The 9,538-nt window shown below is 36.4% G+C and carries 11 protein-coding genes and 2 pseudogenes; 6 read left to right on the top strand and 7 right to left on the bottom strand.

Features of this window, described 5'->3' with window-relative positions:
* Nucleotides 1–397: 397 nt before the first annotated feature.
* A complete protein-coding gene (locus AAA923_RS12275; protein ID WP_125765019.1) occupies nucleotides 398–778 on the top strand; it encodes a DUF4430 domain-containing protein in 381 nt (126 codons plus the stop codon).
* Nucleotides 779–1,121: 343 nt separating this feature from the next.
* Here the strand turns inward: AAA923_RS12275 and AAA923_RS12270 are convergent, their stop codons facing one another.
* The 4 genes from AAA923_RS12270 to AAA923_RS12255 all read right to left on the bottom strand — a co-directional run bounded on the left by AAA923_RS12270 (nucleotide 1,122) and on the right by AAA923_RS12255 (nucleotide 5,050).
* Nucleotides 1,122–1,460: a hypothetical protein gene (locus AAA923_RS12270; protein ID WP_125765017.1), complete on the bottom strand. Its 339-nt coding sequence runs from the start codon at nucleotides 1,458–1,460 to the stop codon at nucleotides 1,122–1,124.
* The gene (locus AAA923_RS12265) at nucleotides 1,396–1,962 is read right to left on the bottom strand and encodes a DUF536 domain-containing protein (RefSeq protein ID WP_062913471.1); all 567 of its coding nucleotides are present in this window, start codon (nucleotides 1,960–1,962) and stop codon (nucleotides 1,396–1,398) included. Before AAA923_RS12265 ends, AAA923_RS12270 begins: the two co-directional genes overlap by 65 nt.
* A gap of 276 nt (nucleotides 1,963–2,238) precedes the next feature.
* Nucleotides 2,239–3,174 carry a replication initiation protein gene (locus AAA923_RS12260; RefSeq protein ID WP_338217498.1) on the bottom strand — a complete coding sequence of 312 codons (936 nt, stop codon included), beginning with the start codon at nucleotides 3,172–3,174 and terminating at the stop codon, nucleotides 2,239–2,241.
* A gap of 1,288 nt (nucleotides 3,175–4,462) precedes the next feature.
* Entirely contained in the window at nucleotides 4,463–5,050 is a 588-nt protein-coding gene (locus AAA923_RS12255; RefSeq protein WP_065928854.1) for a site-specific integrase, read from the bottom strand.
* A gap of 75 nt (nucleotides 5,051–5,125) precedes the next feature.
* On the opposite strand from AAA923_RS12255, the gene AAA923_RS12250 reads away from it, so the two are divergent.
* Together AAA923_RS12250 and AAA923_RS12245 are read left to right on the top strand one after the other, a co-directional pair.
* Nucleotides 5,126–5,404, top strand: a complete 279-nt coding sequence (locus AAA923_RS12250) for a type II toxin-antitoxin system Phd/YefM family antitoxin (RefSeq protein WP_010620850.1) — start codon at nucleotides 5,126–5,128, stop codon at nucleotides 5,402–5,404.
* Nucleotides 5,404–5,760 (top strand): type II toxin-antitoxin system YafQ family toxin, encoded by a 357-nt coding sequence (locus AAA923_RS12245; protein WP_125765013.1) that lies wholly within the window; start codon nucleotides 5,404–5,406, stop codon nucleotides 5,758–5,760. The genes AAA923_RS12250 and AAA923_RS12245 overlap by 1 nt, the downstream gene beginning before the upstream one ends.
* 570 nt (nucleotides 5,761–6,330) lie before the next feature.
* Here the strand turns inward: AAA923_RS12245 and AAA923_RS12240 are convergent.
* Both AAA923_RS12240 and AAA923_RS12235 read right to left on the bottom strand, forming a co-directional pair.
* The gene (locus tag AAA923_RS12240) at nucleotides 6,331–7,011 is read right to left on the bottom strand and encodes an ABC transporter ATP-binding protein (RefSeq protein WP_046811108.1); all 681 of its coding nucleotides are present in this window, start codon (nucleotides 7,009–7,011) and stop codon (nucleotides 6,331–6,333) included.
* Nucleotides 7,012–7,015: 4 nt separating this feature from the next.
* Nucleotides 7,016–8,068, bottom strand: a complete 1,053-nt coding sequence (locus tag AAA923_RS12235) for an ABC transporter permease (protein ID WP_046811107.1) — start codon at nucleotides 8,066–8,068, stop codon at nucleotides 7,016–7,018.
* Nucleotides 8,069–8,193: 125 nt separating this feature from the next.
* On the opposite strand from AAA923_RS12235, the pseudogene AAA923_RS12230 reads away from it, so the two are divergent.
* Nucleotides 8,194–8,388: pseudogene (locus AAA923_RS12230) on the top strand (IS3-like element IS1163 family transposase); the annotation flags it as partial.
* A 303-nt stretch (nucleotides 8,389–8,691) separates the two neighbouring features.
* Here AAA923_RS12230 and AAA923_RS12365 read toward each other — a convergent pair.
* Nucleotides 8,692–8,772: pseudogene (locus tag AAA923_RS12365) on the bottom strand (site-specific integrase); the annotation flags it as partial.
* Between the two features lie 103 nt (nucleotides 8,773–8,875).
* Here AAA923_RS12365 and AAA923_RS12225 point away from each other — a divergent pair.
* Nucleotides 8,876–9,154 (top strand): plasmid mobilization protein, encoded by a 279-nt coding sequence (locus AAA923_RS12225; RefSeq protein ID WP_003625288.1) that lies wholly within the window; start codon nucleotides 8,876–8,878, stop codon nucleotides 9,152–9,154.
* Nucleotides 9,144–9,446: a type II toxin-antitoxin system YafQ family toxin gene (locus AAA923_RS12220; RefSeq protein WP_310920161.1), complete on the top strand. Its 303-nt coding sequence runs from the start codon at nucleotides 9,144–9,146 to the stop codon at nucleotides 9,444–9,446. Before AAA923_RS12225 ends, AAA923_RS12220 begins: the two co-directional genes overlap by 11 nt.
* Nucleotides 9,447–9,538 lie beyond the last annotated feature (92 nt).

Below are 9,538 nucleotides of genomic sequence, written 5' to 3'. Positions count from 1 at the left end.
TTGCAACTGGCTCCCATGAAATCTTGAATCAATAGCTATAGTTTAGGGGCACTTATAAAAAAACGTTGTTAAAATAGCCCCCAATATCTATAATGTAGATATTGGGGGCTATTTTAACAACGTTTTTGAGGGGTTATTTGCATATTATAGACCCTATATATTCATAGCCCCTTTCTGTTTGGTGTTAAAGTATTAGTCATCGATGTCATGCACTATCTTGTTTAGCTCCGTTTTGATGGAACTGGGAATATTTTCTAAATTGAAATGATTATATATTTCTTTATCCTTAAGCATCCTTTTTTGTGCCTTATTTAATTGGATGGTTTTTAAATTATTATTTTCGTCTGCCTTTTCTTTGTTATAATAAAAATCGTTGTACAAATCGAGGAGGAAAATAATGAAAAAGATTACAGCATTTTTATTGTCATTATTAATGTTACTAGGGGTATTCGCTCCAGCAACTGCAACAACCGTTCAAGCTAAGGCTTCCGAGAATATCAAAGCTACTTACACTTTGAAGAAGAATAAAAAGAAGATTGCCAAGAAAACTATCACATTGAAAAAGAATGCCACTGTTACTGATGGTCTTAAAAAAGGCTGGAAAGTTAACGACAAAGGCGGCTTTATCACAGCTATCGACGGTCACAAACAAAATAACAAGAAGAAAATTTACTGGACATTCACTGTTAATGGCAAACAAGTTAACGTTTCAGCTGACAAAAAGAAATTACACAACAAAGACAAAGTTGTTTTCAAATTATCAAAATATAACGGTTAATGATTAAATTAAAATATGAGATGAGGATAAATTCAATATCCTTATCTCATATTTTTTTGCATAAATAAGTAATTTTACAATCTACCTTTTTATTTAATTTTTAAGGATCAATACAACCACTTTTTTCACAAATCGGATAACCTAAATCCCAGATTAATATCATTTTTAACAAATCGATTAATTTAGTCGCTGTTAACGAAACGGCTATTATTGTATGAACAGCGAATGCCCATATGAAATCTGTTCTCGCCCTTCTGAACCTCTATTAATGCCACTATCCATAATAAGCATGCCTGTATAGAGCTCTTAATAATAAAGTCCAAACCACCAATAATCATAATTGTCAAAAAAATATTTTCACTCCATCTATTCTTAGGTTATCAAAGTAATCTTGATATTGTTTCTCATTTTTTCTAGGATATTTTTCAAGATCATTATTTTCCATAGTATTTTTCAACCCATATATCCACCATGAAGAATTAAATAATGCTGAAAATTCAACAGTAGGTTTGGGCTCGTGACTCAATTGGTTAAAATCATTTTGATATAAACGCCTTTTGTTTACAAATCCAAATATTTTTTCATCTACAGATCCAGAGCCTTGCTGCCACTGATTGTCACCAAAAATGCCACCAACTATTATTGGTGTTGTTCTTAAATGTTTTCTTTTGTCTATTACCATATTCAGCAACTTTATTTTCATTTTGATTGTCGTTTTTATCCTTGATGTGACTGGTATTAGAACTATTCGTCAAGGTATCGTCCTTGTCGTTTAATTGTTGCTGATGAGTAGCACTAGAAGATTCAAACAAGCCACTCAGTTTCTGAACGTGTTCTTTTAATCGATGGTTCTCTGCAACCGTTGCTATCTGTAATTTTTGCTGCTGATCTAAGGCTTGTTGTAAATTTGCAATTTGTTGATCTTTAACATCAAGTTGCTTCAGCAAGATCTGATCAATATTTTTGTCCTTGTCGTTTTCAGCTTGCCGATTTGGTTGTCGTTCTTGTCGTTTTTGCTTGTCAAAATTAGCAAGCATTTTAACGCCTTGGTTGTCTATTTCTAGATGGTTTTTAACTTTGTAAGTGTGTTTGCTTCGAAAGCCATTAATGCTATTAATACGTTGATTAATAGCTTGTTTTGACAATTTAAATTCTTCTGAAAGTTGCCGAATAGTCTTGCCCAATAGTTTCACCGCCTAATTAATCCGCCTTAAATTATAAGTTAAAAACGACAAGAAAACCAATCGACAAGCAAAACTTAAACTTGGTTGTCGATTGGTTTTCTTTAGGTATCAATCTTCAAGCTAAACTATAATTGATTTGGTTCTGGTTGTTGCCACCAATGAATGTTGCTTTAACAGCAAATATCCCGAATTAACAACAACTAAAGTTTGCATCTAGTTTTTTCCCTAATGGCTTGTTTTGATACACCAAACTCATCAGCAAGTTCTCTAATAGTTTTAGGCATGTTTTCCAAACCCCTTTCGGAGTTCAGCAAGTGCTTCTTTTCTTGCTTGATCTCTTATTTTTTTATCGTGTTCCGCTTGTTTCTCAGCCACCGCTTGTTTCTCAGTTGAGCCTAAAGTTAACCCCTTAACTTTATCAATGGCACGCCATTTTTCCTGTTCTGTTAATTCACCATTATGCTGAATGTTAAAGAGTTTTTGACGTTCAGATTGAAATTGACCTTGTGAGAAGTCGTCAGCGTCTTTCTTTTCAGGTTTCCAGGTAAACGAATAGCCAATAACTGGTTTTCCGCGCCCTTTACCATATTTTTTTCTAACCGTTAATCCTCTAAACAAAGGAGTTAATTCTTCTCTAATTGGTTTAAGAACGTATCTATCAACGTCTCCCGGTTTTTTCCAATAACTTTTAGGAATATCAAGTAACTCAAAAAAATCTTCTTTTGATAAAAAAGCATAACCGGTTGTTCTGAAACCTTTTAACAATCTAAAAGCGGTTTTAGCATAACTGCTTCGAAGATCTCTAAATTCCGCTAAAGCATATCTAACCCACGTGTCTAAATTATTAAGAAGTGGCAAAGCATCTTTATATACTTCAATGTCTATATAAGGAGAATCAGCTTCACCAACAATTCTGAATTTAGTAAACATAACAAATATTTCTCTATTTAATCCAGATTTACTACGTCTTCCAAAATGAAGTCCCATTAACTTTTCATAAGTTCTTTGAATATCATCTTCAAAGCGATTATTTGCAGTCGGTTTATAGTTGCTCAAATCTTTAAGTTGTTCAAAAGAAAATCTAACTGTCTGATCTCCCTTATCACGCATACGAGAAATAATTGAAAAAAATAGATTCATTTCAATAGGGGTGAATTTACGTAACGGAATGGTATTAAGTTCAGGATCATATTTTATAAGTTCATTGCTCATAATCACACCTCCACAACTATCATACAAAATCAACGATTGTTTATCAACGATCACCATTAAAAACCTCGTTGATAAACAGACAAAACCTCGTTGATAAACAGACAAAACCTCGTTGATAAACAGACAAAACCTCGTTGATAAACAGACAAAACCTCGTTGATAAACTTCTATAAGCCTTGGGAGAGTAAGTCTCAAAAGGGGTCTAAAAGAGGTTTAAAAGAGGTTTATAAAAGAGGTTTAAAAGAGGCACTACTGTACGAGGTCAAAACCTAGAATCAAAAAACACAAAGGAGTGAGCCAAAAAACAGCTCACATTAAACTTCAGTCGCTATGCTCCTTGCGCCTCACTCTGTTCGTTGCCTAAAAAGGTGTGACAAGTCACATTCATTCGGGCGCTGACGCCCCGAACCCCGTCCAAGCTGAGCCAGCTTGACCGCTTTTTCACTCGCCGTTAGGCAGGAAAGCAAAGTTTTGTAGAAACTTTGGCTTTCGCCATTTCAGTTTTAAGACTTGTTTAAAGCTGTCAATTCCTTATGCTCCTACGCTTTGCTCGTCCGCTACCATTGACAGCAAATAGTTAGCTTTTCTAAAACTTGATAAAGATTTAACTGCTATGTCCCTTTTTAAGGGCCTTATTTTTTGTTATCAGCGATTTTGAGACTATTTATATATATTTATACCAACACAAAATAAAAAGCCCTCAGTGAGCTTTTAGAGGGCTAGATGACAGAACCTGGGAGATTACTAATATCTTCTTGCCTTTTTTGCAAAATATAAGTATCCAGGGAATCATACAAATTCTTTTTGATCTCGTCAGGTTCATTGACAGTAGCTTCAAACAATTCTTGAATATCAACTTGCCAAGGATCAGCAAGCGTTTCATCAATTGGTTTTAATACTTTCTTTTAGTTCAGCTTAATTACTCCTAACATTAAAATAATAATTTCAAATTAGATACGCAGTTCTTAAAGTTAGTTATTCAAATTTTGTTGCCAGGTTTATGAAGATTCTCTGCATAAAACAATTAAAAAAATTTGGTTGAAAGCAGCGGGATATGCAACAATTTTTAGCGTTTAAAGCATAACAAACTCAGTTAAGTGCAAACATAAATTGGATTAAAAATACAGTCAATTCAATAACAGCAGAAATTGATTTTATGTTTATCAGCAGACCGAGTGAAACGAGGTCAATGCGCACTTACACATAGAATTTATTCTATGTTGTGCTAGACCCATTAAAAACCTGTATCAAAAGTCGCCGTTGGCGACAACTAAAAATCCAAATAAAACTAACCAAAATCAATTTGATCTAACATACTTTCGGTACTTGCTTGGTCTAAGCCTAAATAAGCTAGAGTCATGGCTTCACTTGAATGATTTAATAAGTGCATGACTAAGCCAATATTGTAATTGGATTGCGTATAAACGCGATAAGCCCCAGTTTTGCGCATAGTGTGGGTACCAAGGTAATTAATGCTTAAAAGATCGCCGACTTTGCTCATGATTTTATAGAACTGTTTTTCCGTAATATGGCGTTCTGGGTGTTGAATGGACGGAAAGAGCCATTCAGATTCTAGTTTATGATCAAGCAGCCATTGACGATACAATAAAAGCTCTGTTTGAACAGGTTTAAGGTACAAGGTATTAGGCTTACCCGTTTTTCGGTCGTGAATGAACGCATTTTGTTTAATAGCACCGTCCGGATTAAAAATATCGGTTTGTTTTAAGCGCATGACATCACTCACTCGCAGTAGCGTAGCTTTGCCAACTTGAAAAACTGTATAGTTACGCCGGCCAGCTTTAAAGTTGTTGAGTAAGGTATCTTGAACCTCTTTGAGAACGTTTGAATCTTTGATGGGTAAGACAACTTGTTGCATAGTTTTAGCTCCTTAAAAATTGATTTTTAGTACAAATTAAAGTACAATATTAAGTACAATGAAAGGGTGGTAAATATGACATTAGCACTAACACAGAGCGATTTTCGCGCTAACCTAAAAAAATATTTAGATCAAGTTAATGACGAAGACGAAACCGTTTATATTGCTCGTTCAAATAGTCGCGCAGTAGCCATCGTTTCACAAGAAAAAATGGACTGGTTAGAAAGAGCATTAAAAGCTAAAGAAGGTTCGTTAGAATATGCAATTGCACGTGATCAGTTAATTAAACGCCATGTTTTACCTGACGATGAAATTGTTGAATCAGATGATGGTTATTGGGGTCAGTTTAAATAATGAAAAAACTAAGATTTAAACCACGTGCAACCTTTAATGCTGATCTAAAACGGTTAGCCAGTTTAGACAAATCTATTATTGAGGAAGTTCGAGCAGCCATTGACCTGTTGCTTGAGCAACAACAATTACCACCAGAATTTGAAGATCATGAGCTTAATCGGCGAATGAGCGGTTATAATGAATTTCACTTACGAGATACCCCGAAAAACAAAACACCAAGCGAAACTAACGATGTCCTGGTGGTTTATACGATTGATAAAGATGAACTAGTCTTAATTGGCATTCGAGTCGGATCGCATGATCGTTTATTTCCTGGTCAAAATCGTTCCAAAAGGTATCGAAAAAATGACGAATAAGAGAAGTCATTTATACCATATAAAAACAAATAACCCCCAACATCTACATTATAGATATTGGGGGTTATTTTAACAATGATTTTGAGGGGTTATTTGTGCCTTTTTTTAATCGCCCCTATAAAACAGCCCCCGTTATCTAGTGGATAGATAATAGGGGCTGTTTTTTTGTTTAATGGTATTATAGGTACTATATTAGTATGAATATATTGGAGAAATAACATGTATAAAAACATCAAATAAATCGTCAGCGGATTGGGCGCTTTTATAATTGCCCAATGGCTCTATCATACTCTGTCACAATATCCAAACATCAATATTTGGCTGGCTAGACTGCTTCCTATTCTTATCATTTTTATTGTGTTCTTTTCTCTGCAATGGATAATCAACACATTTGAAAAGTAACCTTATAAATTTTAGTTATTATATTGGGCTGAAACCCTTGCTACAAGCGGACTAGCAAAAATGCAAGCTCGACAAAAACATAACTAAATAATCTATTGCTCTTATGATGATATTTTACCAAACGAGAAAAACTAGTCCGGAATATCAGCATAAGAGCAAGTGTGTTAATCAGTCCGTATTAGATAGTTTTCCGTCGACAATTTTGTAGACATTATCAGAAAACTCTCGCAGACGATCATCGTGCGTGACGATGACGACTGCTTTTTCCTCGTCATGCGCAATATTAGCAAAAAGTTGGCCAACTTCTTTGACACGTGCCGTATCTAATGCTGCCGTAGGTTCATCGGCTAGGATGATCGCCGGGTCTGTATACAACGCACGGGCAATTGCAACGCGCTGTTGTTGACCGCCAGACAATTCGCCAGGGTATTTGTTTAATAATTTTTGAATGCCTAGCGTTTCAATAATTTTGTCAAATCCATCTTGACTGAGGTTATTGTTAGGCTTCACCTGGTCAACAAGTTTGAATTGGTCTGCTACGGTTAAATATGGCACGAGATTGTACGCCTGTAAGACGAAACCGATTTGTTCAAGTCGTGTTTTTTCGGCTTCTTTGGTACTCAAATCACTGATGTCGTGACCATTCAAACGAACTGAGCCGTCTGTTGGTGTCTGTAACCCGCCTAAAATGGTTAGCAAGGTACTTTTACCAGATCCTGAAGGACCAATGATAAGCGACACCTCACCAGCTTTAAACGCTAAACTGACGTCTTCTAGTGCCGTAACTAAATTGGTTTTCTGACCAAATTGTTTCGTCACGTGTTCAAGGGCTAGTTTTTCTTCACGCATCTTTTTAACCTCCAATTACTGATACCGGATCAATCTTACTAATCACACGAATCGGAATGATTGCACCCAGTAACCCGGTTACCATCAATCCGGCCGCAATGAGTCCCATCAATCCCCAATCAAATGCCATTGGTACGCTATCTGGAATCCCAAATTCAGTTAATGCCGATAGTACAGCACCAACGACGATACCAGTTGCCATAATAAAGAACGTCTCAAATAACGTATTTTGGGCCAAGAAACGATTTGGAATGCCTTGTGCACGCAAAACTGCCAAGTTAGGCAATTTTTGAACCGTTAGAATGTAGAGGAAGATGGTAATCACAATCAATGAAATGACAATCAGGAAGCCAATCATGAGACCAAACGTCGCTTTTTGCGGTGTATAACCTGGCAATTTATTGATAAAGGCTTGGTATGAATAAGTCTTTAATGCTTTATCATCGACCGATTGTGACGTTTTTGAAGTAACTACGCTACCTTGGAATTGATCTGACACGCCCTTAATGACACGCCATTGCGCTAACGCGCCATAAATAACAGGTGCGGTGTTATACGTGGCATTTTTCGCATAACCCACGATTTTATATTTCGTATCAGATAACCCGATCGAAATTTTATCCCCCATACCGTAAATATCCTTATCAACTGAGTCAGCGAGGACGACTTCGTTAGCTGCCTTTGGCAAGTGCCCCTTGGTTAATTGTAGGTTTTTAGCGATGTACTCGTCGTTATTCATCCCAACGAATTGTGCGGATTCACGTTTTCCGCCAATTTTCATATTAACTGGTGTAATGCCAAGTGTTGCGGTTTTGTCGTCGCTTAACTGATCCACCTGTTTCGTTGTCAGTAATGACTGTCCGGCATTGCCATTAGCGTCTTTGGTCATTACAAAGGACTTAGACTGCCAGCTGTCCACCGCAGCGGTGTTAGCTGTTGCCAGCCCGAGCGCCAGGGCACTTAAAATGAAAATCAAATAACTGATTAAGACGACGACTGTTAGAATCAAGCCGTACCGTAGTTTTTCTTTTTTAATCTCTCTAATTGCTAAAAACATTTGTTCCTCCTGTATTTGTTGCAGTTCAGCAAACTTACTATACACAAGTATACATGCTCTTATGATGAGATTCCGGACTAGTTTTGCTAGTTTGGTAAAATATCATCATAGGAGCATTTTTATTTATGGTTACACGTTATGAAGAGGACTTAAAAAAGTCCATTGTGGAGATGGTTAAAGCGGGACGACGATCCGATGGATTATCCAAGGAATACGGTCCTTCAGCCGATTCAATTCGGAATTGGGTTAAAGGCGCTAAATCAGTTGAGCTAGAAGACGGTACTGAAGTAACGTCCAAAGAATTCAAACAACTTCAAAGGGCCAGATCAGCTATTAACGCTATTTAATTCTGCCTGAGGGTGTGACCGAAGTTTCCTAACCATGGGCTTGATTTTAGCAACGACCAACGGGAGGCGCAGTTAAATGTGAGCGTGGGCTTCGCTCACTCCTTTTTGAGTGAGGGGGGAATTGGGGACCTTGAAGCTTCCAGATCCTGGCGGATCAAATCGAATTGTTGCCGAGAAATATCGCTTTGGTAATGATGACTAAAATGTTGCATATGATCACCAACTTTTTTGACAGTAGTTATCAAATTATTTGGTCAAAATCAAAGATACTAAACAGCTTCTAAAGTTATTGAGTAACGTATCTTGAACCTCCTTGAGAACATTTGAATCTTTGATGGGTAAGACAACTTGTTGCATAAGCTGTTAGTTCCTTTACTTTAAAATTAATTTAGTTGCAGAAAACCTAAAAATCGAATATTATAATGTAGTACGATGGTAAACTTAAAGGAGGCGGATTAGAATGAGTAATACTATTATTAAAAACAAGACAATTTCAACTCGTGTAACACCTGACATTAGTGAACGGGCTAAAGCTAATCTAGCAAAACAAGGGCTAACCGTTTCTGAGTATATACGCTTATCGTTAGTTAAAGCGGCCAATAATGAAGTTCGATTAGTCAGCTTTTTAGATTCTCCGGAAGCCTTAGCCGCTAAAAAAGAAGCAGAAACAGGGCAGGTCAAAAACATTGGTTCATTGACTGACTTTGAAGATTGGATCGATAAGTTAGATGCAAATTAAACAGACCAAATCTTTTGAACGTGAATTAAAAAAACTAGTCAAAAAACATTTCCCAATAACTGTCTTGAAGCCTTGCTTAGAAGCAATTGTTGAACAAGATGTACTTGTTTTGAAACAGATTAAAGATCATGCATTAAAAGAAAATTGGCGTGGCTATCGTGAATTTCACCCTGCCAGATATGGAAACTATGGTAAAAATTATGACAACTGGATTGTTATTTATCAGCTAGATCATGATGAATTGATTTTGCTATTGGTTGCAACTGGCTCCCATGAAATCTTGAATCAATAGCTATAGTTTAGGGGCACTTATAAAAAAACGTTGTTAAAATAGCCCCCAATATCTATAATGTAGATATTGGGGGCTATTTTAACAACGTTTTT

Source organism: Companilactobacillus muriivasis (genome assembly GCF_036246245.1).
In the GTDB taxonomy this organism is placed as follows: domain Bacteria; phylum Bacillota; class Bacilli; order Lactobacillales; family Lactobacillaceae; genus Companilactobacillus; species Companilactobacillus muriivasis.
This window is presented reverse-complemented; position numbering and strand designations above follow the sequence as displayed.